The following is a 26,446-nucleotide window of genomic DNA, read 5'->3' as shown; positions in this document are numbered from 1 at the left end:
GACAAGCTTCGCAGCCGTCTGACGGGCGACCGCCTGTCAAATGAGAGGATTGCGACGTGACCATTCATTCAATCGCGCTGACGCCGCTGATCTCGCTGATCGCCGGCGTGCTGATCCTGGTGATGCCGCGGCTCCTCAACTACATCGTCGCGCTTTACCTGATCGTCGTCGGCCTGCTCGGCCTTTTTCCCCAACTCGCCGGCTGAAGTCCCCCCTTGCCGTGCGGGGGCGAGGGCGCGCCGTTCAATTTCAACTTTCATTTGAGGCTGTTGTCGCAGGCTGTGCGGCAATAGCGCCATTGCTCTTGGTTCGGCTTTTCGCTATGTGCCTCAAAGGCTTTTTCGAAGGGGTACTTCCATGGCTGATCACACGCCCGCCGGTCCGGTCGAGCTTGGCGCACAGATGGACTATGCCGAGCACGACCGCACCTACAAGGCCTTCCTCGGCCTCGCCAAATACGGCTCGCTGGTCTGCGCCGCCATCCTCATTGCCATGGCTTTCGGCTTCTTCGTCGGCGGCTTCTTCTCGGGTCTCATCGTGTTCATCCTGATCACGGCCATCGGCACTCTCATTCTGCGGTAGACTTCCCAAGCCCATCGCCCTCGACGTCGCCGGACGTCCGGCCGACGCCTTGCGTAATCAAGGTTCCAGCCGAAAGGATCGTCCGGTGGGACAAATAGTGTTCATCCCTCGTGAGCTTGACCCGAACGAGCCGCGCGTCGCGGCCTCGCCGGAAACGGTCAAACGTCTGGCTGGTCTCGGCTTCGACGTGATCGTCGAGAAGGGCGCCGGTCTCGGCTCCCGCATCCCCGACCAGGATTTTGCTGCGGTGGGTGCCGTGATCGGCAAGGCGTCGGACGCGGGCCGGGCCGACGTGGTGCTGAAAGTGCGCCGGCCGACCGATGCCGAGCTGAAGGGCTACAAGCCGGGCGCCGCCGTCATCGCCATCATGGACCCCTATGGCAACGATGCCGCGGTGGCCGCCATGGCCAAGGCCGGCATCACCGCCTTTTCCATGGAATTCATGCCGCGCATCACCCGCGCGCAGGTGATGGACGTGCTGTCCTCGCAGGCCAACCTTGCCGGCTACCAGGCGGTGATCGACGCCGCGGCCGAATATGACCGCGCATTGCCGATGATGATGACCGCGGCTGGCACCGTGCCGGCGGCGAAAACCTTCATCATGGGCGTCGGCGTAGCCGGCCTGCAGGCGATCGCCACGGCGCGCCGCCTCGGCGCCGTGGTCACCGCCACCGATGTTCGTCCGGCGGTGAAGGAGCAGGTGCAGTCGCTCGGCGCGAAGTTCCTGGCGGTCGAGGACGAAGAGTTCAAGGCGGCCGAGACCGCCGGCGGCTACGCCAAGGAAATGTCGAAGGAATACCAGGCCAAGCAGGCGGCGCTGACTGCCGAGCACATCGCCAAGCAGGACATCGTCATCACCACCGCGCTGATCCCTGGACGGCCGGCGCCGAAGCTGGTCTCGGCCGCCATGGTCGCCTCGATGAAGCCGGGCTCGGTGATCGTCGATCTCGCGGTCGAGCGCGGCGGCAATGTCGAGGGCGCGGTTCCAGGCAAGGTCGTGACGACCGAGAACGGCGTCAAGATCGTCGGCCACCTCAACGTGCCGGGCCGTGTCGCAGCGTCCGCCTCGCTGCTTTACGCCAAGAACCTTTACGCCTTCCTCGAGACGATGGTCGACAAGACGACCAAGACGCTCGCCATCAAGCGCGACGACGAACTGGTCAAGGCGACGATGCTGACCGACGGCGGTCGGGTCGTGCATCCTGCCTTCGCCAAGGCGGCGGAGGAGCCGCGCACCGAGCCGGCGGCCATTCCGGCGACGACCATGGTTGCCGAAGCCGCCGACGCGAAGCCGGCGGCGAAGAAAAAGGCCGCAGCCAAGCCTAAGGGGACCGCGTGATGGACGCCTTGCAGAAAGCCCTCGACCAACTCGACCAGGCGACCGCCGCCGTGCGGCTGGCGGTGCAGGATCTTGCCAACGCGCCTGCAGGCGCCGAGGCCGCCGGCAACGCCGCGCATGCGCTCTCGGGCGGCGCGATCGATCCCTTCGTCTTCCGCTTCGCCATCTTCGTGCTGGCGATCTTCGTCGGCTATTATGTCGTCTGGTCGGTGACGCCGGCGCTGCACACGCCGCTGATGGCCGTCACCAACGCCATCTCTTCCGTCATCGTCGTCGGCGCGCTGCTTGCCGTCGGCATCGCCGCTTCCGGCCTCGCCGCAGGCTTCGGCTTCGTCGCCCTGGTGCTGGTCTCGGTCAACATCTTCGGCGGCTTCCTGGTCACCCAGCGCATGCTCGCCATGTACAAGAAGAAGGAAAAGTGACGTGACCGTCAATCTCGCTTCCTTCCTCTATCTTGTCTCCGGCATCCTGTTCATCCTAGCGCTGCGCGGGCTCTCGCATCCGACCACCAGCCGCCAGGGCAATCTCTACGGCATGATCGGCATGGGCATTGCCATCGCCACCACGCTGGCGCTGGCGACCCCCTCTGCCGGCCGCTTCGGCCTGATCGTGCTTGGTCTCGCCATCGGCGGCGGCATCGGCGCCGTCACCGCGCGCCGTATCGCCATGACCTCGATGCCGCAGCTGGTCGCCGCCTTCCACTCGCTCGTCGGCTTCGCCGCCGTCATGGTGGCCGCTGCCGCGATCTACGCGCCGGAAAGCTTCGGCATCGGCACGGCGGGCGACATCCACGCCCAGGCGCTGGTCGAGATGAGCCTCGGTGTGGCCATCGGCGCCATCACCTTCACCGGCTCGGTCATCGCCTTCCTCAAGCTCGACGGCCGCATGTCAGGCAAGCCGATCATGATCGGCGGCCGCCACCTCATCAACATCGTCCTCGGCGTCGCCCTGGTGGTGCTGATCGTGCTTCTGGTCACCACCGAGTCCAAGCTCGTCTTCTGGCTGATCGTCGCCGCCTCGCTGGTGCTCGGCGTGCTGCTCATCATCCCGATCGGCGGCGCCGACATGCCGGTCGTGGTGTCGATGCTGAATTCCTATTCGGGCTGGGCGGCGGCAGCGCTTGGCTTCACGCTCGGCAACCTTGCGCTGATCATCACCGGCGCGCTGGTCGGCTCGTCCGGCGCGATCCTGTCCTACATCATGTGCAAGGGCATGAACCGCTCCTTCATCTCGGTCATCCTCGGCGGCTTCGGCGGCGAGACGGCGGCAGCAAGCGACGACGGCATCGAGCGCACCGTCAAGCAGGGTTCGGCCGACGACGCCGCCTATCTGATGATGAACGCGCAGAAGGTCATCATCGTGCCGGGCTACGGCATGGCGGTCGCGCAGGCGCAGCACGCGCTGCGCGAAATGGCCGACAAGCTCAAGGCCAACGGCGTCGAGGTGAAATACGCCATCCATCCGGTTGCCGGCCGCATGCCCGGCCACATGAACGTCCTTTTGGCGGAGGCGAACGTCCCTTACGATGAAGTGTTCGAGCTCGAGGACATCAACTCGGAATTCGCGCAGGCCGACGTCGCCTATGTCATCGGCGCCAACGATGTCACCAACCCGTCCGCGCGGGATGACAAGAGCAGCCCGATCTACGGCATGCCGATCCTCGACGTCGACAAAGCCCGCACCTGCCTCTTCGTCAAGCGCTCGCTCGGCTCAGGCTATGCCGGCATCGACAACACGCTGTTCTACAAGGACGGCACCATGATGCTGCTCGGCGACGCCAAGAAGATGACCGAGGAAATCGTCAAGGCGATGGATCATTGAGCTTGATTGCAGGCTTCAAAAGAAAGGCCCGGCAAATGCCGGGCCTCTCTTTTTGAGTATGTAGGTGCGCTCAGATATCCAGATTGGCCACCGACAGCGCGTTGTCCTGGATGAACTCGCGCCGCGGCTCCACCTCGTCGCCCATCAGCCGCGAGAACAGCGAGTCCGCGTCGGTCGCATCGTTGACCTTGACCTGCAGCAGCGAGCGCACATTCGGGTCCAGCGTGGTTTCCCAGAGCTGCTCCGCATTCATCTCGCCAAGGCCCTTGTAGCGCTGCATGGTGAGGCCTTTGCGGCCGGAAGCGAACACCGCGTTGAGCAGCGCCAGTGGTCCCGAAACAAGCTCCGAGGTCTCCTTGCGGCGCAGCGTCGGCTGCTCGCCATAGACCTCCGAAAGCCGCGGCGCGTAGCGGTCGAGCTGGCGCGCATCGGCCGAAGCGATCAGCCCGGCATCGAGCTGCACCACATCCTTCACGCCGCGCACCGTGCGTTCGAAGACATAGCCGCCGGAGCCGTCATTGGAGGTCGACAGCCGGCCGGTCCAGCCGCGCTCGGTCTCCTCCGCGATCATGTCCAGCCGCTGCGCGACGCGCTCGGCCATGGCGTTGGCGCGGCCGAGATCGGCAAGCACGTCGACATTGAGCGCGCCGGCGATCGCCGCCTGCTCGACGACGCTGCGGTTGTAGCGCGTGTGCAGGCCGTTGATCAGCTGCCGCACCGCCAGGGCGTCGTCGACGGAGCTGCGCAGATCCTGCCCGGTCCGCACCTCGCCGGAGGCGAGCACCAGCGAGGCCTCATCCAGCCCGGAGCCGATCAGATATTCCTCATAGGCGCTCTCGTCCTTTAGATATTGCGAGCTCTTGCCCCGCGTCACTTTGTAGAGCGGCGGCTGGGCGATGTAGAGATGGCCGCGCTCGATCAGCTCCGGCATCTGCCGGAAGAAGAAGGTGAGCAGCAGCGTGCGGATGTGGGCGCCGTCGACGTCGGCGTCGGTCATCAGGATGATCTTGTGATAGCGCAGCTTGTCGGCGTTGAACTCGTCCTTGCCGATCGAGGTGCCGAGCGCGGTGATCAGCGTGCCGATCATGTCGGAGGAGAGCATGCGGTCGAAGCGCGCCCGCTCGACATTTAGGATCTTGCCGCGCAGCGGCAGGATCGCCTGGTTCTGCCGCGAGCGCCCGCCCTTGGCCGAGCCGCCGGCGGAGTCACCCTCGACGATGAAGATTTCCGACTTCGCCGGGTCGCGCTCCTGGCAATCGGCGAGCTTGCCGGGCAGCGAGGTGACGCCGAGCGTGCTCTTGCGCGTGATGTCGCGCGCCTTGCGCGCGGCTTCGCGCGCCGCGGCCGCCTGGATCACCTTCTCGACCACGACCCTGCCTTCGCTCGGATGCTCTTCCAGCCAGGTGCCAAGCGCCTCGTTGACCAGGCTCTCCACCACCGGGCGAACCTCGGAGGAGACCAGCTTGTCCTTGGTCTGCGAGGAGAATTTCGGGTCCGGTACCTTGACCGACAGAACAGCGGTCAAGCCTTCGCGGCAGTCGTCGCCGGTCAGCGAGACCTTTTCCTTCTTGGTCTGGCCGGAAGACTCGCCATAGCCGGTGATCTGCCTGGTCAGCGCCGCGCGGAAGCCGGCCAGATGCGTGCCGCCGTCGCGCTGCGGGATGTTGTTGGTGAAGGCCAGCACATTCTCGTGGTAGCTGTCGTTCCACCACATCGCGACTTCGACGGTGATGCCGTCGCGCTCGGCGCGGATGGCGATCGGCGCCTCGATCAGCGGCTTCTTCACCCGGTCGAGATATTTGACGAACTCTTCCAGCCCGCCGTCATAGTGTAGCTCATGGCGCACGAGGTCGGCATGGCGTGCATCGGTCAGCACGATGCGCACGCCGGAATTGAGGAAGGCGAGCTCGCGCAGCCGGTGCTCCAGCGTGTTGTAGTCGAACTCGACCATGGTGAAGGTCTCGGCCGACGGGAAGAAGGTGATCTCGCTGCCGCTGCGGCCTTCATAAGTGCCGGGCTGCTTGTCCTGCACGTAGCTGCCGGTCACCTTCAGCGGCGCGTCGGCATTGCCATGCGTGAAGCTCATCTCGAAGATTTCGCCGTTGCGGCGGATCTTGAGCTTGAGCCAGGCGGAAAGCGCGTTGACCACCGAGACGCCGACGCCATGCAGGCCGCCGGACACTTTATAGGAGTTCTGGTCGAATTTGCCGCCGGCATGCAGCTGCGTCATGATCACTTCGGCCGCCGAAACACCCTCCGAGGGGTGGATATCGGTCGGAATGCCGCGGCCATTGTCGATGACGGTGACGGAACCGTCGGGGTTGAGCGTCACCGAAACGAGGTCGGCGTGGCCGGCCAACGCCTCGTCGATGGCGTTGTCCACCACCTCATAGACCATGTGATGCAGGCCCGAGCCGTCGTCGGTGTCGCCGATATACATGCCCGGACGCTTGCGCACCGCGTCCAACCCCTTCAAAACCTTGATGGAATCGGCGCCGTACTCGGCTTGCGCGCCAATGGCGCTTTCGGTCTGATCGCTCATGAAAACCTGTCTGATTGATGTCGCTGGTCCGGCGCGGAAAAATGGCCGCGAATCGCGCCGTTTTGATGTCCTAGATATAGGCGCAAATGGCGGATTTTCCAAGGTTTGCGGGCATTTTGCCGGCTTGGCGCCAAGGTGTTTCCACGCCCGCGCTGATACGGTCCCGGCGTTCAGCCGAAAAGGGTCAATGAAACGCAAAAGGCCGCGCCTCAGCGCAGCCTGATGATTGCCTTCCTGGGAAGCTTTCGGGCCTATTCGGCCGGACGCAGCGTCTTCAGCGCCCCGCTCCAGCGGAACAGCTCGTCCAGCATCGTCTTCGCGCCGCCCTGCACCTGCTCGCTCGGATGATAGGCGCGCTTCTCATCGAGAAGGCTCGCATAGGCCGGAAGCGCCACCCCCTCCGGGATCGGCATGACGCCGACCGAGGTGAGCAGCGGCTTCAGCGATTGCGCGGCGCGCAATCCGCCGGACACGCCACCATAGCTGAAGATCGCCGCCGGCTTGTAACGCCATTCATGCAGCAGATAGTCGATGGCGTTCACGATCGCTGGCGCCACGAAGTAGTTATACTCCGGCGCCACGAACACGAAGGCGTCGGCGGCATCGATCGCCTTCGACCACGCCTTGGTGTGGTCGTTCTCATATTTGCGCAGGCGCGGATGGTGCGGCTCGTCGAGCATCGGCAGGTTGAAGGCAGCGATGTCCGTCAGCACCGGCTCGAACTTGCCGTGCTCGCGCGCGAATCCTTCCAGCCATTCGCCGAAGATTGGACCGGCGCGTCCCGGCCGCGTGCTGCCGATGATGATGTTCAGACGATGCTTCACGGGAGGCTCCTTGCTTGACGGTATCCAATGGTGACTAACGCAGGCTGCCGCTGGCAACAAGCAGGTATTGGCTGATGCCGGTCACATTCCGGCGATGTGGCCGATCGTGTGCTGCCGTCCGGTCACATGGACGCCGGCCTTGCCGGGCACTACATTCGGCGATGACAGCGGAGCATCTTCATGGACACCAAGCCCGCCCCTTTCGTACCGCCGGCGCCCAAGCCGCGCACCGAGCCGCCCTCGACGCTGGAGATGATGCGCATCGTCTACCGCAACCCGCTCGAATTGTGGGGCGAGCACACCTACAACGAACCCTGGGTTTCGGCGAGTGGCGTCGGCGGACACCTGATCGTCGCCAACGATCCCGGCCTCATCCGCCACGTGCTGATCGACAACGCCAAAAACTACAAGATGGCGACGGTGCGCCAGCTGATCCTGCGGCCGATCCTGCGCGACGGGCTGCTGACCGCCGAGGGCGAGGTCTGGAAGCGTTCGCGCAAGGCGATGGCGCCGGTTTTCACGCCGCGCCACATCTTCGGTTTCGCCGACCCGATGCTGAAGCGCACGCTGGAATTCGTCACCCGCTATGAAGCGGGCGGCATGACCGATGTCGCGCATGACATGACCCTGCTCACCTATGACATCCTGGCCGAGACGCTGTTTTCCGGCGAGATCGCCGGCGAGGCGGGCAGCTTCGCCAAGGAGATCGACCGCCTGTTCGAGACCATGGGCCGCGTCGATCCGCTCGACCTGCTGCGCGCTCCGGAATGGCTGCCGCGCCTTACCCGCATCCGCGGCCGCAAGACCATGGCCTATTTCCGCAACATCGTCGCCGGCACGGTGAAGATGCGCGAAGAACGGATGAAGCGCGATCCGGGCGGCGTGCCGCAGGATTTCCTCACCTTGCTGCTGCGCGCCGAAGGGCCGGACGGGCTGACCCGTGCCGAAGTCGAGGACAACATCATCACCTTCATCGGCGCCGGCCACGAGACGACGGCGCGGGCGCTGGGCTGGACGATCTATTGCCTGGCCGAGGCGCCCTGGGAACGGGACAAGGTCGAGCAGGAGATCGACGCCGTGCTGGCGCGCGAGCCCGATCCAACCAAGTGGCTGGACGCCATGCCGCTCACCCGCGCGGCCTTCGAGGAGGCGCTCAGGCTCTATCCGCCGGCGCCTTCGATCAACCGCGAGCCGATCGAGCCGGAGACCTGGAACGGCCTCTATATTCCGAAATACGCCGCCGTGCTGGTGATGCCCTGGGTCGTGCACCGCCACAGAAAACTCTGGGACAGGCCGAACGCCTTCATGCCGGAGCGCTTTCATCCGGAAAACCGCGACAGGATCGACCGCTTTCAGTACCTGCCCTTCGGCGCCGGCCCGCGCGTGTGCATAGGCGCCAGTTTCGCCATGCAGGAGGCGATCATCGCTTTAGCGATCCTGTTGTCGCGCTTCCGCTTCGATGCGACGCCCGAGACCCGGCCATGGCCGGTGCAGAAGCTGACCACGCAGCCGCAGGGCGGCCTGCCAATGCAGGTCTCGCGCCGGGGCTGATCAGAGCAATTCCAGGAAAAGTGTGAAGCGGTTTTCCGTCCGTAATTGCGTTAAACAAAGAGACCGGGTTACCGGTCGGCGATCGGCCGGCGCTGCTGGAACTGGCCGGCGGCGCGGAAGCGCCAGAGATAGCTGGGCAGGATGGTGGCGATCGCCTGCGGCTGGATGCCCAGCCCCGCAAGCGTCCTGGCGGCCTTGATGGCGTCGTCGGAGACGACATTGTGCTCGCGCAGCTGCAGCACCTGGTCCTTGGTCAGGAGCGGATTGGGCAGCAGCTGGAGGATCGATGCCTGGATGTTGGCCACCCAGAACGGCACCGGCACCAGGAGGCGGCGGCGTTCGATGACCGTCAGCAGCTCTTCCATGCATTCCTTGAAGGTCAGCACCTGCGGGCCGCCGAGCTCATAGACCTGGCCGCCCTTGACCTCGCCGTCGACCGAGCGCGCCACCGCTTCGGCGACGTCGCCGACATAGACCGGCTGGAACTTGTTCTGTCCGCCGCCGATCAGCGGCAGCACCGGAGAGTAGCGCGCCATGTTGGCGAAGCGGTTGAAGAACGAGTCCTCCGGCCCGAAATTGATCGACGGGCGGAGGATGACGGCGTCCGCAATCGTATCGAACACCGCCTTTTCGCCGAGCGCCTTGGTGTGGGCGTAGCTGGACGGGGAATTCGGGTCGGCTCCGAGCGCGGAGATGTGGGTGAGGCCGGCGCCGACCGAGCGTGCGGCCTCGGCGACGGCGCGCGCGCCGAAATCGTGCACGGCGCCGAACTTCTGGCGCCCGGTCTCATGCAGGATGGCGACGAGGTTGACGACATGGTCGGCGCCCTGCACCGCGCGGTCGACCGACCAGCGCACGCGCACATTGGCCTGCACCGGCTGGATCTGGCCGACATTGCCGAGCGGCTGCACATGGCCGGCAAGGTCGGGCCGCCGGCAGGCGACACGGATGCGGTAGCCGCGCTTGGCCAGCGCCCGCACGACATGGCGACCGACGAAGCCCGAGCCGCCGAAGACGACGACGAGCTTGGGGGTCTGCAGGATTTCGGTCATGACTGGCTCCGCGCGAATGCTTGGCTGAAGCCGTTTCTTAATCCGTTTCTCGCCAAAGGCAAAGAGCGACCGGAGGTCGCCATTGCCTTGTTTTTGGACTTGCCCGGAACGCCCCTCCTGCAGGGTTTGAAGAAGACAGAAAACCCCGCCGAAGCGGGGTTTTCCGGGCAGTTCCGCGCCGAAACAGGGTCCAACGAGGCAGCCTGACCTGAGACGGTATCAAGGTGGCGTGAAGCAAGCACGCCCGCCCCCGCCCTGAACGCCCGGTGCGGCGCCGCCAACCGCGAGCCGGACGAAGTCAACCAGGGCGGCTCGCGGCATGGGGTGCCGCGAATGTGTCGCGTCAGGTCGGGAAAAGGTTCAACAGCCGGGAATCAGGCCGAGTAACGCTCGGCGAATTCCGAAATGCGCTGCACGACCGACCTGGACGTGGCGATGCCACGCGCCTTTGCCTTCTCCGCGGCTTCGGCGCGCGAGCGTCCGGGAATATGCACGCCATATCGCCGCCGCAGCCGGTCGAGCTGGTCCTTCATGCGCTGCTCGAAATCCGGATCGAGCAGCTTGGGCTCTATTGCGAGAACGAAAAGGCCGGTGCCGGGGCTGTCCGGTCCGCCGGTGAACCAGGGCGCGTCGAGCGACCAGTTGGCGCCGGAAATGCCGGCGGCCAGCACCTCGACCATCAAGGCGATGTTGGCGCCGCGCTGGCCGCCGAAGGCGAGCATCGCGCCCTTCATCGCTGCCGCCGGGTCGGTGGTCGGGTTGCCGCTGGCATCCAGCGCCCAGCCTTCGGGGATCTTCTTGCCGTCCTCGGCCGCCTTACGGATGTTGACGAAGGCGGTGGCGCTCGACGACTGGTCGATGACCAGCGGCGGCCCGTCGGCGGCGGGCGAGGCGAAGGACATCGGGTTGGTGCAATAGACCGGCTTGACCGAGCCCGAGCCGGCCAGCACGGCCGGCCCGTTGGTGGCGGCGAAGGAAACCAGTCCCTGCTCGGCCAGCCGCCCGGTGAAATAGCCGAGCGCGCCGCATGTATAGGCGTTCTTCTGCGAGAAGATCGACACGCCGAACAGCTTTGCCGCCTTGACCAGGTCGTCGATCGTGCGGTCGAAGCCGGTATGGGCAAGCCCGCCGCGCGCGTCGGAAAGATAGACGGCGAGCGCCGGCCTTGTGATCACCGGATCGGCATTGCCGTCGATGCGGCCGGCCTCGAGCGCCTCCAGATAGTCGATGAAATGCGACAGCCCGACCGTCGACAGGCCTTCTGCCTCCGCGGCGATGATCGAGGCGGTCAGCGACTGCGCCGCCTCCTCGTTGGCGCCGGCGCCGAGCGCCGCCATCCGGCATAGGCCTGTTGCCTGGTCGAGGGTGAGTTGCATGGTGGCGCCTTGGTGAAGGGGTGAATGGTGAGTAGTCAGTAGTGAGTAGTCAGTGTGATTGGAAGCGGAGCGCGCGGCCATTCACCATTCACTACTCACTATTCGCTACTCACTTATCCGATCTTCACCGGAATCCTCGCCTCGATCCGGCTGAACACGAAGACCAGGATGCCGGTGATCGTCATATAGATCAGCGCCAGAAGCAGCAAAGGCTCGTAGGTCAGGTAGGTGTCCTGCCGCACCTTGGAGGAGACGGCGAAGATGTCGATGACGCTGATCGTCGCCACCAGCGGTGTCGACTTCAGCTGCAGCACCGTTTCGCCGGTCAAGGTCGGCAGCGCCCGGTAGAAGGCCTGGGGCAGCCAGATGCGGCGGAAGATCTTCCAGCGGCTCATACCGAACGCGCGGGCGGCTTCCAGCTGTCCGCGCGGCACGCCGGCAAAGGCGCCGCGCATCACCTCGCCCTCATAGCCGGCGAAGGAGAAGGTCAGCGCCACCACGGCATAGGGCCAGGCCTGCCTGAGATACGGCCAGAGCCAGGATTCGCGGATCCACGGATATTGCGGGAAGATCGAGCCGAGGCCGTAATAGAGCAGCCAGAGCTGCAGGAGCAGCGGCGTTCCCCGGATGATGGTGCAGAAGACCTTGGCCGGTGCCGAGAACCAGATCGGTCCGCCGGCCTGGGCGAGCCCGAGCGGCACCGCAAGCGCGAAGCCCAGCGCGCAGGTGACGGCCAGAATCCACAGCGCCCGCCAGATGCCCATCAGGCCCATTTCCCAATATTGCGGCAGCCAGTCCCAGCGCATGAAGAAAGCCGCGCAGAGCACCAGCGCCAAGGCGATCAGGATAAGCACGATGCGATGCGGCTTGAGCCAGATCGAGGCGCGCGCCGCCATGTTGATCGCGGTGGCTTCGGCCGACATCAGCGCGCCTCCTTGACGGAGGGCATGCCGCGCCGCGACCAGGCCTCGACGCGGCCGATGATCAGGTTGGAGAAGAGTGTCACCGCCAGGTAAAGCACGCCGGCGGCGACGTAGAAGAGCAGATAGGCCTTGGTGACGCCGGCTGCCTGGCGCGTCGCCAGCGTCAGCTCGAAGAAGCCGACCACGGCGAGCAGCGCCGTGTCCTTGGTGGCGATCAGCCACAGATTGGCGAGGCCGGGAATGGCGAAGGGCAGCATGGCCGGCAGCGTGATGCGTCGCAGCATCAGGCCGGGCGGCATGCCGTAGGCGCGGGCGGCCTCGATCTGGCCTTGCGGGATGGCGAGGATGGCGCCGCGGATGACTTCCGTCGAATAGGCGCCCTGGACGAAACCCAGGACGAAAATACCGGCCGCCAGCCCGCTGATGTCGACACGGCTGTAGCCCATTGCCGCCAGCATCTGGTTGATGAGGTCGGTGCCGGCGTAATAGAGCAGCAGGATCAGCACCAGTTCCGGCACCGCGCGGACAACCGTAGTGTAGACGGCCAGAAGGTCGCGTGTCACCGGCCCGCCATAGAGCTTGCCGAAGGCGCCGGCGGTGCCGATCAGCAGGCCGAGGCAGGTGGCGCCGATGGCGATCTCGAGCGAATGCAGCAGCCCGACCAGCAGCGTGCCGCCCCAGCCGGGCGCCACCGGTGACAGGAGTTCGATGATGCCGGCCGCCGAGGCCGGAAGAAAGGCGTCGATCAGCTTCGCCCCCGGTATTGCTGGCAAGCCGCTGACGTCGAGGCCGGCGGCAAGCGTGCGTGGCAAGGATCGGGCATGGCGCGAACGCCATGCCCTCACTCAGTTGCGAGAGGGTTCAGTTCGACTGCGTGGCGCCGCCATAGATGTCGAAGTCGAAATATTTCTTCGAGATCTCGTCATATTTGCCGTTGGCGCGGATCGCCTTGATGCCGGCGTTGAACTTTTCCTTGAGCGCGGTGTCTTCCTTGCGGATGCCGGCGCCGACGCCAGGTCCGAGCACCTCGTCGTCCGGGGCCACCATGCCCTTCAGATCGCAGCAGGCCTTGCCCTGGTCGGATTTCAGGAATTCGCCAAGCGCGATCGAGTCGGCCTGCACCGCGTCGATGCGGCCGGCGGCCAGATCGTTGTTAGCTTCATCCTGCGTCTGGTATTCCTTGATCTCCTGCGCGCCGGTGAAGTGCTTCTTCGCGTAGACGGCATGCACCGTGGACACCTGGACGCCGATCACCTTGCCCTTGAGATCGTCGGGCGTGGCGCCGAACTTCTGGTCCTTCGGCCCGATGATGGCGGTCGGGGTGTTGTAGTACTTGTCCGAGAAGTCGATCGTCTTCTCGCGCTCGGCGGTGATCGACATCGAGGAGACGATGGCGTCGATCTTCTTGGTGGTCAGCGCCGGGATGATACCGTCCCAGGCAACCGGCGTGATCACGCAGTCGAGCTTCTCTTCGGCGCAGACCGCGTCGACGAAATCGATCTCCCAGCCCACCCATTTGCCGCTGGCGTCGGGCGAGGTGAAAGGCGGGTAGGGCTCGGCGGCGACGCCGATCTTGACCTGCTCGGCCTTGGCCACGCCGCCCATCGCCGCGACGCCGAGAAGCAGCGCTGCCGCGAATGTCTTGAGAACAGTCTTCATGTCAGGACTCCCAGTTTGTTGTTGTTCCCGGTTTTTCGCTCCGCTTGATGCCGGCCCCTAGCCGACATTGCGGAGGAATTGTTTGAGCCTTTCGGATTTGGGCGCGCCGAACAGCTGTTCGGGCGGACCCTCTTCCTCGACCAGCCCGTTGTAGAGATAGACGACATGCGTCGCGACCTCGCGGGCGAACTTCATTTCATGCGTCACCAGCACCATGGTGCGCCCCTCGCGCGCCAGGTCGCCGATCACTTTCAGCACCTCGCCGACCAGTTCCGGATCGAGCGCCGACGTCGGCTCGTCGAACAGCATGACGCGCGGATTGATCGCCAGCGCCCGGGCGATAGCGGCGCGCTGCTGCTGGCCGCCGGACAGGAAGGCCGGATAGACATCGCGCTTCTCCGCCAGCCCGACGCGGGCGAGCAGCTTCTCCGCCTGGGCGATCGCCTCATCGCGCTTGACGCCGAGCACATGCACCGGAACCTCGATGACGTTCTCGATCAGCGTCATGTGGCTCCACAGGTTGAAATTCTGGAACACCATGCCGAGCCTCGAGCGGATCCGCTCGATTTGCCGGCGGTCGGCCGGAACGGTATGGCCGTGGCTGTCGGCCTTGAGCTTGATCTCCTCGCCATTGACCCGGATGATGCCGCTGGTCGGGTTTTCAAGACAGTTGATGCAGCGCAACAGCGTCGACTTGCCGGAGCCGGAGCCGCCGATGATGGCGACCACCTCGCCGTCGCGCGCCGACAGCGAAACGCCCTTCAGCACATGCAGCTGGCCGAATTTCTTGTGCAGATTCTCGACATGGATGGCTTCGGCGGCGGCGCTTTGCGCCTTGCCGGATTGGACTGGGGCGGCATCCGCCACGCTCACCGGGCGACCTCTCTATGGTCGAAGGCAGGTCGTCGAACGTCCATCCGGCTAATCAACATACGCTGTACTGCCCACTCCAGACCTCAGCATGGACCCGACAGCGCGAGCCCGTCAATCCCGCTCATTACGGCACTTGCGGCGTTGTTGTGCAAGTGTATAAATAGCCTTTCATGAAATTTTTTCGCTTTTTTTCATCCTAGAAGGGCATCGATGAGCGCTTTCGGATCACAGTCCATGGCGGCGCCGTTGCGGCGCGTGCTGATGCGTTCGGCGGCCAACGCCATGCGCAGCGCCGACAGGGCCGCCTGGCACTATGGCCCGGGTTTCGACCCGGCGAAAGCGGCAATGCAGCACGCGGTCCTTGCCGAACTGGTGGCGGCTTCGGGTGCCGAGATCGAGTGGATCGAGGACAAGGCCGACGGTCTCGCGGATTCGGTGTTCACGCATGACCCGTCGCTGATGACCGATCGCGGCGCGCTGATCCTGTCCATGGGCAAACCGTTGCGTGCCAAAGAGCCTTCGCTGCATGAGGAAACCTATAGAAGGCTGGGCATTCCGATCCTCGGTCGCGTCGAGGCGCCCGGCCAGGTCGAGGGTGGCGACTGTGTATGGGTGGATGCCCGCACGCTGGCGATCGGACGCGGCGTGCGCACCAACCAGGAAGGCATCCAGCAGGTCGCCAACCTGCTGACGCCGCTCGGCATTTCAGTCTACGGCTTCGACCTGCCGCTGTGGCAGGGCGAAGAGGCGTGCCTGCATCTGATGTCGGTGATCAGCCCGCTGGCCGACGACCTCGCGCTGGTCTATTCGCCGCTTCTGCCGGCCCCGTTCTACCAGATGCTGAAGGCGCGCGGCATCCGCCTGGTCGAAGGCGATGCGCAGGAGTTCGCCGCGTCCAACGGCCTCAGCCTGAACGTGCTGCCGACCAGCCCGTTGAAGGTCATTGCCGTGGCCGGCTTTCCCAAGACCAAAGCCGCGATGGAAGCCGCTGGCTGCACGGTCGACATCTTCGAGGCGGATGCGCTCTGCATCGCCTGCGAAGGTGGACCGACATGCCTGACGCGGCCGATCCTGCGCCAATGAATGCGCCGTCCCGCCGCAAGTTCCGCCGCGAGGGCGAGGAGCGGCGGCGGCAGGATTTGATCGACGCGACCCTGGACAGCGTTGCCGAACATGGCCTTGAGGGCGCCACCGTGCGCACCATCGCCTTGCGCGCCGGCGTCACCGCCGGGCTGATCCGCCACTATTTCCCCGGCAAGGAAGATCTGCTGCGGGAAGCCTATGCGGCATTGATGGGCCGCATGACCGAGCAGGCGAAAGCGGCATTGCTCATGGAAGACGCCTCGCCGCGCCGGCGCCTTGCCGCCTTCGTCACCGCCAATCTCAATGCGCCGATCATCGACCAGCGGGTGTTTTCGCTCTGGGCGACCTTCATCGGCCGCGCCGGCGCCGATCCGACGCTCGCCCGCGCCCACCGGGAGGGCTATCTCGGCTTTCGCAACGAGGTGGAAGCGGTCGTGGCCGAAGTGCTCGCCGCCGAACGGCGCAAGCCGGACGCAAGCGAACTGCGCCACCATGCCATCGCCATCAACGCGATCATCGACGGACTCTGGATCGAAGGCTGCCTGGCCGGCGAGATGTTCTCGCCTGGCGAATTGGCGGCGATCGGCATCAAAGCCATAGAGGCCGAGCTCGGCCTCGCGCCGGAAAAGCAATTCCAGGAAAAGTGAGAATCGGTTTTCCGTCCGGAATTGCGCAAGAAAGAAGAGACAGGGAGGAAATTGATGACCACCATCGGCGAAGCGCTGATCACCTTGCTCGAAGCGCATGGCGTCGACACCGTCTTCGGCATTCCAGGCGTGCATACGGTCGAGCTCTATCGCGGCCTGGCGCGTTCGAAGATCCGCCATGTCACGCCGCGTCACGAGCAGGGCGCCGGCTTCATGGCGGACGGCTATGCGCGCGCCGGCGGCCGGCCGGGCGTCGCCTTCGTCATCACCGGACCGGGGCTGACAAACACCATCACCCCCATGGGCCAGGCGCGTGCCGATTCCGTGCCGATGCTGGTTATCTCCGGCGTCAACGCCACCGATACGCTGGGCAAGGGTCTAGGCTACCTGCATGAGTTGCCGGACCAGCGCGGCATGATGGAAAAGGTCGCGCTGTCTTCCGAGCGCATCACCGAGGCCGGGCAATTGCCGGGCGCGCTTGCCCGCGCCTTCGCGCTGTTCTCGTCGGCTCGGCCAGGGCCGGTGCATATCGAGATTCCCACCGACGTCATGGTGAAACCCGCCGACGGCATCGCGGCGGCGCTGAGCAACGCCGCACCGCCGGCGCCGGACGCGGCGGCGGTCGCCGAGGCGGCGACGTTGATCAAGGCCGCCAGCCGCCCGCTGATCCTCGCTGGCGGCGGCGCCAGGAGAGCCGACGCGGCGTTGCGGCGCTTCGCCGAGACGCTCGGCGCTCCGGTCGTCGAGACCGCCAATGCGCGCGGCCTGCTGCATGGCCATTCGCTTTGCGTGCCGGCCAGCCCCAGCCTCAAGGCCGTGCGCGCGCTGGTGGCGGAGGCCGATCTGGTGATCGCCGCCGGCACCGAATTCGGCCCGACCGATTATGACGGCTATGGCGATGGCGGCTTCGTGCTGCCGAACAATCTGATCCGCATCGATATCGGCGCCGACCAGATCGCGCGCCGGCCGGTGACGGTCGGCATTCAGGCGGATTGCGCCGAAGGGATCGAGGCTTTGCTCGCGGCAATCGGGCCGGCTCATCCTGCGGCCAACGACGGCGAAACCCGCGCCGCCGCCGCGCGGAAGGCAGCGCTGGCCGAGTTGCGGCCCGAATACCTGGCGCAGGCGCGCGCGGTGGAGATGATCCGTGATGCGCTGCCAGGGGCCATCATCGTCGGCGATTCGACCCAGCCGATCTATGCCGCCAACCTCTATTACGACCATGATCGCCCCGGCGGCTGGTTCAACGCCGCGACCGGCTTCGGCGCGCTGGGCTATGGTCCGCCGGCGGCGATCGGCGCAGCGCTTGCCGTTCCGCAAGCGCCCGTGGTGTGCCTCACCGGCGATGGCGGCTTCCAGTTCACCTTGCCGGAGATCGGTGCCGCGCTCGACGCCGAAACGCCGGTGATCTTCGTCGTCTGGAACAATCGCGGCTATCGCGAGATCGAGACCTCGATGCTCGATGTCGGCGTCGAGCCGGTCGGCGTCTCGCCGGCGCCGCCGGATTTCTGCAAGCTCGCCGAGGCCTATAGCATCGCGGCCGAGCGGTTGGCCGGAACCGTTGATCTGGCCGGGGCGCTGAAGCGGGCGCGGGCGGCCGGCAAGCCGCGCGTCATCGAAATCACCGTCGACTGAAAGGCTGGTGCGGCCGTCGCCCGGACGGTGCCGGCGGGTCGGCAATTATCGTCACCGGCCACGACCACCACACATGCAAAGACGCTGCGCCAGCCATGTCGATATTTCAATTGAGTGACAGCGCGAAAGGCGCGACGTTCCAGTCTGGGGCGGCATAACCCGAGATATAATCATAAAAAAATGACAGGAGCGCTCAAAGTATGACGGAAACGCTTAACGGCAGGCATGTCGTGATCACGGGCGGCACTGGGGCGCTCGGCGGCGCGGTTGTCGGCAGATTGCTGGAGCAAGGCGCGATCTGCCACGTGCCCAATGCCCACGCGGCGGCCCCGCCGCATTTTCCTTACGCAGCCCACGCCAGCGTGCATCTGGCGCACAATGTCGACCTGTCGGATTCGGCCAAGGTCGAAGCCTTCTACCATCAGGTGCCCGCGCTCTGGGCCTCGATCCACCTTGCCGGCGGCTTCACCATGGCGCCGGTCGAAAAGATCGAGTCGGCCTCCTTCGCCGAAATGATGGATACCAACGCCCGCACGACCTTCCTGTGCAGCCGCGCCGCGGTGCGCTCGATGCTGGCGTCCGACACGGCCGGTCGCATCGTCAACGTCACCGCGCGCGCCGGCCTGGAACCGCGCAAAGGTTCGGGCATGGTCGCTTATACTGCGAGCAAGGCCGCGGTCGCTGCAATGACGGTGGCGATGGCCGAGGAGTTGAAGCACAAGGGCATCCTGGTCAATGCCGTGGCCCCCTCTACGCTCGACACGCAGGCAAACCGCGAAGCCATGCCAGACGCCGATTTCGCCAAATGGGTCAGCCTTGAAGCAGCTGCGGAAGCGATCGCTTACCTTGCCTCGCCCGCAAACCAGGCCATGAGCGGCACGCTGGTCCCGCTCTACGGCAGGGCCTGAGCTCTATCTCTTTTTTAACGCAATTCCGGACGGAGAGCCGCTGACACTTTTCCTGGAATTGCTCTGATATCCCGACAAAAGAAAACCCCGCCGGATTGCTCCGGCGGGGTTTTGTTATTCGCGAAGCGGAAGGGCTTAGTTGCCCTGCTTCTTCAGCGCCGCGCCCAGGATGTCGCCCAGCGAGGCGCCGGAGTCGGTCGAGCCGTACTGGGCGACCGCTTCCTTTTCCTCGGCGATTTCCAGCGCCTTGATCGAGACCTGCAGCTTGCGGGTCTTCTTGTCGAAGGCGATGACGCGGGCGTCGACCTTCTGGCCGACGGTGAAGCGCTCGGGGCGCTGCTCGTCGCGGTCGCGCGAAAGGTCTGAGCGCTTGATGAAGGTCTCGATGCCGCTGTCGACCAGCCGCACGTCCAGACCGCCATCCTTCACGCCGATGACCTCGCAGGTGACGACGGCGTTCTTGCGCAGCTCGCCGCTATTGGCCGCTTCGCCGACGGTGTCGCGGGCCAGCTGCTTGATGCCGAGCGAGATGCGTTCCTTCTCGATGTCGACGTCGAGCACCTGCGCCTTGACCATATCGCCGCGATTGTACTCTTCGATGACCTGCTCGCCCGGACGGGTCCAGTCGAGGTCGGACAGGTGCACCATGCCGTCCACATCGCCTTCCAGGCCGATGAACAGGCCAAACTCGGTCTTGTTCTTGACCTCGCCCTCGACCTGGCTGCCGACCGGATGGTTGCGCGCGAAGGCTTCCCACGGATTCTCAAGCGTCTGCTTGAGACCAAGCGAGATGCGGCGCTTGGCCGGATCGACCTCCAGCACCACCACGTCGACTTCCTGCGTCGTCGACAGGATCTTGCCGGGGTGCACGTTCTTCTTCGTCCACGACATTTCCGAAACGTGGATGAGGCCCTCGATGCCCGGCTCCAGCTCGACGAACGCGCCGTAGTCGGTGATGTTGGTGACAGTGCCCTTGATCTTCTTGCCGATCGGGAACTTGGTGCCGATATCCGACCACGGATCCGACTCGAGCTGCTTCATGCCGAGCGAGATGCGGTGGGTTTCCTGATTGATGCGGATGATCTGCACCTTGACCGTCTGGCCGATGTTGAGGATCTCGGTCGGATGGTTGACGCGGCGCCATGCCATGTCAGTGACATGCAGCAGGCCGTCGATGCCGCCGAGGTCGACGAACGCACCGTAGTCGGTGATGTTCTTGACCACGCCTTCGACCACCTGGCCTTCCTCGAGGTTCTGCACGATTTCCGAACGCTGTTCGGCGCGGCTCTCCTCGAGCACGGTGCGGCGCGACACCACGATGTTGCCGCGGCGGCGATCCATCTTGAGGATCTCGAAGGGCTGCGGGTTGTGCATCAGCGGGGTGACGTCGCGGATCGGGCGGATATCGACCTGGCTGCGCGGCAGGAACGCCACGGCGCCGTCGAGGTCGACGGTGAAGCCGCCCTTGACCTGGTTGAAGATGACGCCTTCGACGCGCTCACCCTTGGTGAACTTCTCCTCGAGGCGCACCCAGCTCTCCTCGCGGCGAGCCTTCTCGCGCGACAGCATGGCTTCGCCAAGCGCGTTCTCGATGCGCTCGACATAGACCTCGACGGTGTCGCCGACCTTGAGGGAGGAGTCCTTGCCCTTGGCGCCGAATTCCTTCAGCGGCACGCGGCCTTCGACCTTGAGGCCGACATCGATGATGGCCATGTCCTTTTCGATCGCGGTGATCGTGCCCCGGACAACCTGGCCCTCGCCGGAATGGCCGGCGGTGAATGATTCTTCGAGCATGCTCGCGAAATCGTCGCGAGACGGATTAGCTACTGACATTGTTTCTCCTGGAATGCTCCGCGCGCTGGTGGAGCGGGCGCCGTGGGTTAGCGTTGCGTGAGCCTGCCGGCGTTCCGGGCTGAAGAGCCCTTGGCCGCTATCTAAGCGGCAAGTCCGGCGCATGAAGAATGCTGGCAGGCTGGTTCGTGCCCGATATGGGTATTTTCGCAGCTCAAGGCAACCGAAAAAGCCCCATCAGGCCTTGTTTCTCTTGGCAAGGGCCTCGTCAATGATCGCCATTGCCGCCAGAAACGCGGCTTCTATAGCCATTTCGCTGGTATCAAGCAAGTGCGCGTCCGCCGCCGGCTTCAACGGCGAGTCGGCTCTGCCCATGTCGCGCTCGTCGCGGCGCTCGATGTCGGCGAGGATGGTGGCGAAATCGGCGCTGCCGCCCATGCTTTCGATCTCGGCCAGCCGACGCTTCGCCCGCACCTCTGCGCTTGCCGTGACATAGAGCTTGATGTCGGCATCCGGGCACACCACCGTGCCGATGTCGCGGCCGTCGAGCACCGCGCCCGGCGGCGCCTTGGCGAAGGCGCGCTGCTTCTCGACCAGGATGCGCCGCACCGCGGGGATGACCGCGACCTTGGAGGCCGCTTCGCCCACCGCATGCGCCGAAAGCACTGTACGGTCGAGGTTCGAGAGGTCCACCTGCCGCGCCGCGGTTTCCGCCGCAGAGACATTGTCGAGCGGCAGGCCAAGCTCGAGCAGCTTGTGCGCGACAGCGCGATAGGTGAGGCCGGTGTCGAGCAGGTTCAGCCGGTAGTGGTCGGCGAGCCGGCGGGCCAGCGTGCCCTTGCCGGCACCGGCGGGGCCGTCGATGGCGATGGTGACGGTGTGGGTCATCTGACTTGCCTGAACTGACGCGTCGCCAGCACCACCAAAGCCGCCAAGATCGATAGTGGCAACGCAATGAAAGGTATGACGCCCAATGTCATAAAGGCGAAGGCCCCAGTACCTCTGAAGAGTTCTCCCAGGAGGTTCCACCCGTTGTCTTCCAGGAACTCACCAGCAGGGACAAACGTGTAGATGGTCAGAAATTGCAGGGCCAAAAGCCAGAAAAGGGTGGCAAAGACACCGAAACGTTTTTCGAAGGCGAAGCGTTCGATCAGATACGGAACCAACGCAGCTCCTAGGCAGCCCACGATAGCTGGCCAGTCCCGTAGCATCACCCGATCTCCGCGCCCAGCCCCTTCATCAGCCCCATGAATTCCGGAAAGCTCGTCGCGATCATGTTCGCATCGTCGATGGTCACCGGCTTCTCGGTGGCCAGCCCCATGATCAGGAAGCTCATCGCGATGCGATGGTCGAGATGCGTCTTCACCGCCGTGTCCGGTCCATTGGGGTGAGCGCCCAGTCCCTTGCCGCCCGGTCTGCCGCGCACGGCGAGCGAGGCCTCGCCCTCGGTGCAGTCGACACCGTTGAGCTTGAGCCCGCTGGCGACCGCCGCCAGCCGGTCCGATTCCTTGACGCGCAATTCCTCCAGGCCCTGCATCAGCGTCTCGCCTTCGGCGAAGCTGGCCGCGACGGCCAGCACCGGATATTCGTCGATCATCGACGGTGCGCGCTCTGGTGGCACCACGACGCCCTTCAATTCCGAATAGCGCACCCGCAAATCCGCCACGTCCTCGCCGCCGGCGTTGCGCGGGTTGAGGATATCGATCCGGCCGCCCATTTCCTGCAACGTGAGAAGCAGGCCGGTGCGCGTCGGGTTCATCAGCACATTCTCGATGACAATGTCCGAGCCCGGCACGATGAGCGCCGCAACCAACGGGAAGCCGGCCGAGGACGGGTCGCCCGGCACGGCGATGGTCTGCCCGGTGAGCTTGCCCTGACCCTCTATGAAGATGTGGCGCACGCCGCGCTCGTCGGTCTCCACGGTCAGGTTCGCGCCAAAACCCTTCAGCATCTTTTCGGTGTGATCGCGCGTCATCACCGGCTCGATCACCGTGGTGATGCCGGGCGTGTTCAGGCCGGCAAGCAGCACCGCCGACTTCACCTGGGCCGAGGCCATCGGCACGCGATAGGTGATCGGCGCGGCATGTTTCGGGCCGCGCAGCGTGATCGGCATGCGGTCGCCGGGCGCCGTCTTCAGCACCTGCACGCCCATCTGGCGCAGCGGGTCGAGCACGCGGCCCATCGGCCGGCCCGACAGCGAGGCGTCGCCGATGAAGGTGGTCTCCATGTCATAGGTGCCGACGAGGCCCATGGTGAGCCGCGAGCCGGTGCCGGCATTGCCGAAATCGAGCGGGCCTTCCGGCTGCAGCAGCGCGCCGTTGCCGGTGCCGCGGATCACCCACTCGGCGCCGTTCTTCTCGATATGCGCGCCCATCGCCTTCATGGCGGCGCCGGTGCGCATCACGTCCTCGCCTTCGAGCAGGCCGGTGATGCGCGTCTCGCCCGAGGCAAGGCCGCCGAACATGAAGGAGCGGTGCGAGATCGACTTGTCGCCCGGCACGCGCGCGGTGCCTGCAAGGGCAGGGGATTTGCGGGCCGTGGCTGGTTTAGCGGCGGCGGAATGAGACATTTTGTCTTCCAAATGAAAGGCCGGCTCGCCGGCCCGGTTCGTCATGATGCGGCGGTCTCGTATCACGGCGCGCGGCAATGGTCATCCCCTTGGCGCAAGCCTTTGAAAAGCGGGTTTCGGGCACATGTCTTTTGGCTTTGACAGCACGGAAAACTGCGGTTAAGGGGACCATTCTTTTTTTGACGAGGCCTGACGTGGCAAAAGCTGAACTTGGCACCAAGCGTGTCGACCCCGAAACGGGTCGGAAATTCTACGATCTGAACAAGGACCCGATCGTCTCGCCCTATACCGGCAAGAGCTATCCGCGCTCCTATTTCGACGAAGGCAAGATTTCCGCCGTCGAGGAAGATGAGGAAGTCGCCGACAAGGAACTGGACGGCGACGAGGAGGAAGGCGCCGAAGTCGTCTCGCTCGAGGAAGCCGATGACGAGGCCAAGGGCGGCGGCGACGATCTTCCCGATCTCGGCGATGACGAGGACGATGTCGATCTCGGCGATGATGACGAGGACACCTTCCTGGCCGACGAAGAGGAAGAGGACGACGACGTCTCCGACATGATCGGCGTCGGCGATGACGAGGACGAGGTCTGACTTTAGACCTCGGCGCGATTGTTTGCCGGCGATTTTCGCCTGTGACGAAAAAGCGGTCTTTCGAGGCTTGATCTTGACCGAAGGCGGCGCTAGAAGCCGCCAGCACTAAACGACGGCGCGGTTCCCAACCGCGCCGGATCTCTTCGCCGGAAACGGCGCCGGGTGACTGCCGGGAGTGGGGCCATAGCTCAGTTGGGAGAGCGCTTGAATGGCATTCAAGAGGTCGTCGGTTCGATTCCGATTGGCTCCACCAAACAGTCCTTCCTGAGCAGATTTCTGGCGGCAGAAATCGTGACCGCTGCACGCGCTTGGCCGCGGCGCCCGAGCCCGTAGGGGTGGCCTGGACGCAATGTGGCGAGACTAACCGCGCTCGGCGCGGGTTCTGGCTGCCTTGCGCGCAGCCGCTGACCGTCCGGCGGCGCCTTTGGTCTGCGCGGCTTTCCTGGCCGCAGCCGACCGCTCCGCGGCCGTGCGGCCGGATGCGGCGCTCTTGGCCTGCCGCGACAGAGCCTTGTGGGAGGCGGTGCTTTTCGGCTCGCCCTCGAGCACCTTCGACACCGCCTTCGAGACCTTCGGCTGGCGCTTCGGCCTGCGTTCGCCCTGGCCTGCCTCGTAGGCATATTTGGCGCTCTTGCGCGTGGTCTCCTTCACGTCGCCTTTTTTGGGCGGCGGCAGGTCGACGCCCGCGCGGCGCGCTTCCGAAAGGCCGATGGCGATCGCCTGCTTGGTGGAGCGGGCGCCGTGCTTGCCTTGGCGGACTTTGTCGATTTCCGCGTGAACGAATTCACCGGCCTGCGTGCTTGCCGATTTGCCTTCGCGCTTGTCCTTGCGCGCCTTTTCGATGGTTTTCTTGTCCGGCATCGTTTTTCTCCTTGTTCGAACGGAGCACGATCGAACGCCGACAGGCCGCTTCGGATCGCGCGTCAGCGGCTTTCATAGGTGCCGACAAGCTCGGCGGTGGCGATCATGTGCGGTCCCGCATGGGCCAGAAGGTCGGCGATTGCCGTTTCTCCGCTGGATTCCAGCGTCTCCAGGTCGAGTGCTGAAAGGCGGAAGTGATAGTGATGGACGCCATGCCCTTTTGGCGGCTGGGGACCGTCATAATGGGCGTTGCCGAAGTCGTTCACGCCTTGGCGGAAACTCTCCGGCCCGGCAGTGCCTTCCGGCAGGCTGTCCCGCCCGGCGGGGATGTCGTAGACAGCCCAATGGCGAAACATGCCGCGCGGCGCGTCGGGATCCTCGACGACAAGCAGGAAGCTTCTGGTCCCGGCGGGCGCGTTCTTCCATTGCAAGGGGGGAGACAAGTTGCCTCCGTTGCGGACATAGGGCTCGGGAATAGTCTGCTCGGTTTCAAAGGCTGGACTCTCAAGCGTGAAAGCCATGCTGGAACTCCCTGCTCTTATCGCGTTCTTCTCGAAGGAAATCGACAAACGATCTCTGCTCGGATCGGTGGAGCGCAATCGTTGCTGGTTTCTTGGGAACGCGGCGTACGGGCGGGAGTTCCAGCATCACGCCCCGCTGACGGCGCTCGATGAATGCTCGCAGGTGGAGCTATCGCCTCTGGAAAACCAGCCCGGACGGAAGCGACGCAGGCCGTATCCGGCAAAAGAGTTGGCAGGTCGGCATAAGAGCCGTTGACGCGGAACCGCAGGTCTCGAAGATTTTGCCGGCCACATTTTCGGTATATTGAATCGGGAAGGTGTCGGCGCAACAGGTAACAACGTCATGCGCGTTCTGGTCCGGATTGCGGTTATCGTCGCGATATTGTTGGCGTTGCTGTATCTGGGATTGTGGTATTCGACTGGCGAACAGGGCTTTCTGCTGCTCCCCGGCGGCGCGCCGTCTCAATAGATGGAGTGTCCGTCTCGCGGGCCTGTTCGCTTGAAATGGTCCTGACGTTTGAACTGGCCCTGACATTTGAACTGGCTTTGACATTTAAACTGGCTTTGACGTTCCTGCGATGAATTCTCCGCTGGGCCAAGGCGTCCCTGCGATGACCTGCTCGCCCGATTGTTTGGCCCGGGTACAAAGGAAAGTGCCCGAGGAAACCCCTATGCCGGCGGCGGCAACTAGGCTAAGTGGCTTCCTGTCAGAGGGATGCCTATGAGAATTCCGGTTTTGGGTGGGAAACTGGCACAGGGACGGGTTCGATCCGGATTGCTTGCGCGATCAAGCAGTCTCTTGCCGATGCTGGGGGTTGTGGCCGCGCTTGCCGCTTGCCAGTCGACTCCAGACACACAGCCCGTTGATGGTTCGCAACCTGTTGCTGACCCGCAACCCGCTCCGGCCGCTGCGCCCGCTCCGGCCTTGCCGAATTCGGCGGTGCTGGATCAGACGGTCGCGGTCGTTCCGCCCGCCAAGGGCGTTCCGGCGAGATATGCCGCCTTCTCCGGCATATGGGCGGGGCAGCTGAACGGCATGTATGATGGCAAGCTGGCCGTTCTGACTGTGTCCTCGGGCGGACAGGTGACGGTCAGCTACGCATGGGGCGATCTGGCCGACAACAAGCCGGGCGTCGCCGACGGCTCCGGCAGGATCGTCGGCAGTACCTTGAAGCTCGGGCGCCTGCCCAACGGTGCCGACATCACCGCCACAATGCCGTCGCCGGGAACGCTCAACGTCACCTACGCGCTCGCCGGCCAGACTTACACCGGCTCGTTCGCGCGAGTCGGCCAGTAAGC

Annotated in this window: 28 protein-coding genes and 1 tRNA gene; 15 read left to right on the top strand and 14 right to left on the bottom strand. The window is 64.8% G+C overall.

What is annotated here, in order from left to right:
* Positions 1-56: 56 nt before the first annotated feature.
* The 5 genes from EJ069_RS22130 (at position 57) to EJ069_RS22110 (ending at position 3,742) form a co-directional block, all read left to right on the top strand.
* On the top strand, positions 57-206 hold the full coding sequence (locus tag EJ069_RS22130) for a DUF3096 domain-containing protein (protein ID WP_082056395.1): 150 nt from the start codon (positions 57-59) through the stop codon (positions 204-206).
* A gap of 151 nt (positions 207-357) precedes the next feature.
* Positions 358-582 carry an aa3-type cytochrome c oxidase subunit IV gene (locus EJ069_RS22125; protein WP_042645175.1) on the top strand — a complete coding sequence of 75 codons (225 nt, stop codon included), beginning with the start codon at positions 358-360 and terminating at the stop codon, positions 580-582.
* A gap of 85 nt (positions 583-667) precedes the next feature.
* Positions 668-1,921: a Re/Si-specific NAD(P)(+) transhydrogenase subunit alpha gene (locus EJ069_RS22120; protein ID WP_126063115.1), complete on the top strand. Its 1,254-nt coding sequence runs from the start codon at positions 668-670 to the stop codon at positions 1,919-1,921.
* The gene (locus EJ069_RS22115) at positions 1,921-2,343 is read left to right on the top strand and encodes a proton-translocating transhydrogenase family protein (protein WP_112128301.1); all 423 of its coding nucleotides are present in this window, start codon (positions 1,921-1,923) and stop codon (positions 2,341-2,343) included. Before EJ069_RS22120 ends, EJ069_RS22115 begins: the two co-directional genes overlap by 1 nt.
* A gap of 1 nt (position 2,344) precedes the next feature.
* Positions 2,345-3,742 (top strand): NAD(P)(+) transhydrogenase (Re/Si-specific) subunit beta, encoded by a 1,398-nt coding sequence (locus EJ069_RS22110; protein WP_126063114.1) that lies wholly within the window; start codon positions 2,345-2,347, stop codon positions 3,740-3,742.
* Between the two features lie 70 nt (positions 3,743-3,812).
* Here the strand turns inward: EJ069_RS22110 and gyrB are convergent, their stop codons facing one another.
* Positions 3,813-6,284, bottom strand: coding sequence for a DNA topoisomerase (ATP-hydrolyzing) subunit B (gene gyrB, locus EJ069_RS22105; RefSeq protein ID WP_126063113.1), 2,472 nt, complete (start codon positions 6,282-6,284; stop codon positions 3,813-3,815).
* A 251-nt stretch (positions 6,285-6,535) separates the two neighbouring features.
* A complete protein-coding gene (locus tag EJ069_RS22100) occupies positions 6,536-7,108 on the bottom strand; it encodes an NADPH-dependent FMN reductase (protein WP_126063112.1) in 573 nt (190 codons plus the stop codon).
* 180 nt (positions 7,109-7,288) lie between these two features.
* Here EJ069_RS22100 and EJ069_RS22095 point away from each other — a divergent pair, with 180 nt between their 5' ends.
* Positions 7,289-8,659: a cytochrome P450 gene (locus tag EJ069_RS22095; RefSeq protein ID WP_126063111.1), complete on the top strand. Its 1,371-nt coding sequence runs from the start codon at positions 7,289-7,291 to the stop codon at positions 8,657-8,659.
* Between the two features lie 68 nt (positions 8,660-8,727).
* Here EJ069_RS22095 and EJ069_RS22090 read toward each other — a convergent pair whose 3' ends face one another.
* From EJ069_RS22090 to EJ069_RS22065, 6 genes are all read right to left on the bottom strand, one after another.
* The gene (locus EJ069_RS22090) at positions 8,728-9,711 is read right to left on the bottom strand and encodes a complex I NDUFA9 subunit family protein (RefSeq protein WP_126063110.1); all 984 of its coding nucleotides are present in this window, start codon (positions 9,709-9,711) and stop codon (positions 8,728-8,730) included.
* Between the two features lie 374 nt (positions 9,712-10,085).
* A complete protein-coding gene (locus tag EJ069_RS22085) occupies positions 10,086-11,087 on the bottom strand; it encodes an Ldh family oxidoreductase (protein ID WP_126063109.1) in 1,002 nt (333 codons plus the stop codon).
* Positions 11,088-11,200: 113 nt separating this feature from the next.
* Entirely contained in the window at positions 11,201-12,010 is an 810-nt protein-coding gene (locus tag EJ069_RS22080; RefSeq protein ID WP_126063108.1) for an ABC transporter permease, read from the bottom strand.
* The gene (locus tag EJ069_RS22075; RefSeq protein WP_126064838.1) at positions 12,010-12,675 is read right to left on the bottom strand and encodes an ABC transporter permease; all 666 of its coding nucleotides are present in this window, start codon (positions 12,673-12,675) and stop codon (positions 12,010-12,012) included. Before EJ069_RS22075 ends, EJ069_RS22080 begins: the two co-directional genes overlap by 1 nt.
* A 196-nt stretch (positions 12,676-12,871) precedes the next feature.
* The gene (locus EJ069_RS22070; RefSeq protein ID WP_042645165.1) at positions 12,872-13,669 is read right to left on the bottom strand and encodes a transporter substrate-binding domain-containing protein; all 798 of its coding nucleotides are present in this window, start codon (positions 13,667-13,669) and stop codon (positions 12,872-12,874) included.
* Between the two features lie 57 nt (positions 13,670-13,726).
* Positions 13,727-14,542, bottom strand: a complete 816-nt coding sequence (locus tag EJ069_RS22065; RefSeq protein ID WP_112128289.1) for an ABC transporter ATP-binding protein — start codon at positions 14,540-14,542, stop codon at positions 13,727-13,729.
* Positions 14,543-14,752: 210 nt separating this feature from the next.
* Here EJ069_RS22065 and EJ069_RS22060 point away from each other — a divergent pair, with 210 nt between their 5' ends.
* The 4 genes from EJ069_RS22060 (at position 14,753) to EJ069_RS22045 (ending at position 18,815) form a co-directional block, all read left to right on the top strand.
* Entirely contained in the window at positions 14,753-15,625 is an 873-nt protein-coding gene (locus EJ069_RS22060) for a dimethylarginine dimethylaminohydrolase family protein (RefSeq protein WP_126063107.1), read from the top strand.
* The gene (locus tag EJ069_RS22055) at positions 15,595-16,272 is read left to right on the top strand and encodes a TetR family transcriptional regulator C-terminal domain-containing protein (RefSeq protein WP_126063106.1); all 678 of its coding nucleotides are present in this window, start codon (positions 15,595-15,597) and stop codon (positions 16,270-16,272) included. Before EJ069_RS22060 ends, EJ069_RS22055 begins: the two co-directional genes overlap by 31 nt.
* Positions 16,273-16,326: 54 nt before the next feature.
* Positions 16,327-17,907 carry a 5-guanidino-2-oxopentanoate decarboxylase gene (locus EJ069_RS22050; protein WP_126063105.1) on the top strand — a complete coding sequence of 527 codons (1,581 nt, stop codon included), beginning with the start codon at positions 16,327-16,329 and terminating at the stop codon, positions 17,905-17,907.
* A 200-nt stretch (positions 17,908-18,107) separates the two neighbouring features.
* Positions 18,108-18,815 carry an SDR family NAD(P)-dependent oxidoreductase gene (locus tag EJ069_RS22045; protein WP_126063104.1) on the top strand — a complete coding sequence of 236 codons (708 nt, stop codon included), beginning with the start codon at positions 18,108-18,110 and terminating at the stop codon, positions 18,813-18,815.
* 135 nt (positions 18,816-18,950) lie between these two features.
* Here EJ069_RS22045 and rpsA read toward each other — a convergent pair whose 3' ends face one another.
* The 4 genes from rpsA to aroA all read right to left on the bottom strand — a co-directional run bounded on the left by rpsA (position 18,951) and on the right by aroA (position 23,175).
* The gene (gene rpsA / locus EJ069_RS22040) at positions 18,951-20,648 is read right to left on the bottom strand and encodes a 30S ribosomal protein S1 (RefSeq protein WP_040988866.1); all 1,698 of its coding nucleotides are present in this window, start codon (positions 20,646-20,648) and stop codon (positions 18,951-18,953) included.
* 195 nt (positions 20,649-20,843) lie between these two features.
* Positions 20,844-21,494, bottom strand: a complete 651-nt coding sequence (gene cmk / locus EJ069_RS22035; protein ID WP_126063103.1) for a (d)CMP kinase — start codon at positions 21,492-21,494, stop codon at positions 20,844-20,846.
* Positions 21,491-21,772 carry a hypothetical protein gene (locus EJ069_RS22030; protein WP_126063102.1) on the bottom strand — a complete coding sequence of 94 codons (282 nt, stop codon included), beginning with the start codon at positions 21,770-21,772 and terminating at the stop codon, positions 21,491-21,493. The genes cmk and EJ069_RS22030 overlap by 4 nt, the downstream gene beginning before the upstream one ends.
* Positions 21,773-21,816: 44 nt before the next feature.
* Entirely contained in the window at positions 21,817-23,175 is a 1,359-nt protein-coding gene (gene aroA, locus EJ069_RS22025; RefSeq protein ID WP_126063101.1) for a 3-phosphoshikimate 1-carboxyvinyltransferase, read from the bottom strand.
* 194 nt (positions 23,176-23,369) lie between these two features.
* On the opposite strand from aroA, the gene EJ069_RS22020 reads away from it, so the two are divergent.
* Complete coding sequence (locus tag EJ069_RS22020) at positions 23,370-23,765, top strand: TIGR02300 family protein (protein WP_042645159.1); 396 nt, start codon at positions 23,370-23,372, stop codon at positions 23,763-23,765.
* 177 nt (positions 23,766-23,942) lie between these two features.
* Positions 23,943-24,018 (top strand) — tRNA-Ala (locus EJ069_RS22015).
* A gap of 107 nt (positions 24,019-24,125) precedes the next feature.
* Here EJ069_RS22015 and EJ069_RS22010 read toward each other — a convergent pair.
* Positions 24,126-24,626, bottom strand: a complete 501-nt coding sequence (locus tag EJ069_RS22010; RefSeq protein ID WP_126063100.1) for a DUF6496 domain-containing protein — start codon at positions 24,624-24,626, stop codon at positions 24,126-24,128.
* 62 nt (positions 24,627-24,688) lie between these two features.
* Complete coding sequence (locus EJ069_RS22005) at positions 24,689-25,147, bottom strand: YbhB/YbcL family Raf kinase inhibitor-like protein (protein WP_126063099.1); 459 nt, start codon at positions 25,145-25,147, stop codon at positions 24,689-24,691.
* On the opposite strand from EJ069_RS22005, the gene EJ069_RS22000 reads away from it, so the two are divergent.
* The 3 genes from EJ069_RS22000 to EJ069_RS21995 all read left to right on the top strand — a co-directional run bounded on the left by EJ069_RS22000 (position 25,137) and on the right by EJ069_RS21995 (position 26,444).
* A complete protein-coding gene (locus EJ069_RS22000) occupies positions 25,137-25,403 on the top strand; it encodes a hypothetical protein (protein WP_126063098.1) in 267 nt (88 codons plus the stop codon). The genes EJ069_RS22005 and EJ069_RS22000 overlap by 11 nt on opposite strands.
* A gap of 87 nt (positions 25,404-25,490) precedes the next feature.
* On the top strand, positions 25,491-25,616 hold the full coding sequence (locus tag EJ069_RS33795; protein ID WP_281058740.1) for a hypothetical protein: 126 nt from the start codon (positions 25,491-25,493) through the stop codon (positions 25,614-25,616).
* Between the two features lie 471 nt (positions 25,617-26,087).
* A complete protein-coding gene (locus EJ069_RS21995; protein WP_245456240.1) occupies positions 26,088-26,444 on the top strand; it encodes a hypothetical protein in 357 nt (118 codons plus the stop codon).
* Positions 26,445-26,446: the final 2 nt, after the last annotated feature.

It is taken from the genome of Mesorhizobium sp. M2A.F.Ca.ET.043.05.1.1, assembly GCF_003952445.1.
Lineage (GTDB): Bacteria > Pseudomonadota > Alphaproteobacteria > Rhizobiales > Rhizobiaceae > Mesorhizobium.
The sequence above is the reverse complement of the archived record's forward strand: the minus strand, read 5'-3'. Positions and strand labels throughout refer to the sequence as shown.

Bases quoted from the DNA above. Each gene is read 5' to 3' on its own strand.
- EJ069_RS22125 (WP_042645175.1), top strand. From the start codon at position 358: ATGGCTGATCACACGCCCGCCGGTCCGGTCGAGCTTGGCGCACAGATG.
- EJ069_RS22115 (WP_112128301.1), top strand. From the start codon at position 1,921: ATGGACGCCTTGCAGAAAGCCCTCGACCAACTCGACCAGGCGACCGCC.
- gyrB (WP_126063113.1), bottom strand. From the start codon at position 6,284: ATGAGCGATCAGACCGAAAGCGCCATTGGCGCGCAAGCCGAGTACGGC.
- EJ069_RS22095 (WP_126063111.1), top strand. From the start codon at position 7,289: ATGGACACCAAGCCCGCCCCTTTCGTACCGCCGGCGCCCAAGCCGCGC.
- EJ069_RS22090 (WP_126063110.1), bottom strand. From the start codon at position 9,711: ATGACCGAAATCCTGCAGACCCCCAAGCTCGTCGTCGTCTTCGGCGGC.
- EJ069_RS22085 (WP_126063109.1), bottom strand. From the start codon at position 11,087: ATGCAACTCACCCTCGACCAGGCAACAGGCCTATGCCGGATGGCGGCG.
- EJ069_RS22080 (WP_126063108.1), bottom strand. From the start codon at position 12,010: ATGTCGGCCGAAGCCACCGCGATCAACATGGCGGCGCGCGCCTCGATC.
- EJ069_RS22070 (WP_042645165.1), bottom strand. From the start codon at position 13,669: ATGAAGACTGTTCTCAAGACATTCGCGGCAGCGCTGCTTCTCGGCGTC.
- EJ069_RS22060 (WP_126063107.1), top strand. From the start codon at position 14,753: ATGAGCGCTTTCGGATCACAGTCCATGGCGGCGCCGTTGCGGCGCGTG.
- EJ069_RS22055 (WP_126063106.1), top strand. From the start codon at position 15,595: ATGCCTGACGCGGCCGATCCTGCGCCAATGAATGCGCCGTCCCGCCGC.
- EJ069_RS22050 (WP_126063105.1), top strand. From the start codon at position 16,327: ATGACCACCATCGGCGAAGCGCTGATCACCTTGCTCGAAGCGCATGGC.
- EJ069_RS22045 (WP_126063104.1), top strand. From the start codon at position 18,108: ATGACGGAAACGCTTAACGGCAGGCATGTCGTGATCACGGGCGGCACT.
- rpsA (WP_040988866.1), bottom strand. From the start codon at position 20,648: ATGTCAGTAGCTAATCCGTCTCGCGACGATTTCGCGAGCATGCTCGAA.
- cmk (WP_126063103.1), bottom strand. From the start codon at position 21,494: ATGACCCACACCGTCACCATCGCCATCGACGGCCCCGCCGGTGCCGGC.
- aroA (WP_126063101.1), bottom strand. From the start codon at position 23,175: ATGTCTCATTCCGCCGCCGCTAAACCAGCCACGGCCCGCAAATCCCCT.
- EJ069_RS22010 (WP_126063100.1), bottom strand. From the start codon at position 24,626: ATGCCGGACAAGAAAACCATCGAAAAGGCGCGCAAGGACAAGCGCGAA.
- EJ069_RS22005 (WP_126063099.1), bottom strand. From the start codon at position 25,147: ATGGCTTTCACGCTTGAGAGTCCAGCCTTTGAAACCGAGCAGACTATT.
- EJ069_RS33795 (WP_281058740.1), top strand. From the start codon at position 25,491: ATGCGCGTTCTGGTCCGGATTGCGGTTATCGTCGCGATATTGTTGGCG.